Genomic DNA, 452 nt, shown 5'->3' with positions numbered 1-452 from the left:
TGGAGTAGATCCGCTGGTAAGCCCATGGCGCACGGACGAGCATCCGGTGGTAGATCTCCTGGACAGCCTGTCCGAGCCTCACAGGCAACAGATCCAGCAGGTCGAACCGGTCCACTGCGAGGCCGTCGTTCCTGAGGCGCCGGGCCAGCTCGGCGGCGGCGCCGTCGTGCCCGGCGCCGACGCTCGCAGAGATGATGGCGACCCGGCCGGGGGGCGTCATTTCGGCCCGGGGGACCGGTATGGGACTCGCAGCCGCGGGGCGCGGAAGCGTACGTCCGATATGAGGCATGGGCTGCTCCTCCGCCCGACGAGGGCTGCAGAATCTACAAGATGTAGTAATTCGCATGTCGAATCCCGGAGCATACCTCCTACAATTAGTAGTAGGCATGCCGGGTAGCCTGTGCTGAGACGGCAGGAGGGAAGGCGGACGGTGAGCGACCCCAAGGGCGAGG

Annotated in this window: 1 pseudogene; it reads right to left on the bottom strand. The window is 66.2% G+C overall.

Features of this window, described 5'->3' with window-relative positions:
• Window positions 1-220, bottom strand: a pseudogene (locus tag ADL25_RS16175) (UDP-N-acetylglucosamine--N-acetylglucosamine transferase); the annotation flags it as partial.
• Between the last annotated feature and the right edge of the window lie 232 nt (window positions 221-452).

This window comes from Streptomyces sp. NRRL F-5122, from assembly GCF_001507435.1.
In the GTDB taxonomy this organism is placed as follows: domain Bacteria; phylum Actinomycetota; class Actinomycetes; order Streptomycetales; family Streptomycetaceae; genus Streptomyces; species Streptomyces lannensis.
This window is presented reverse-complemented; position numbering and strand designations above follow the sequence as displayed.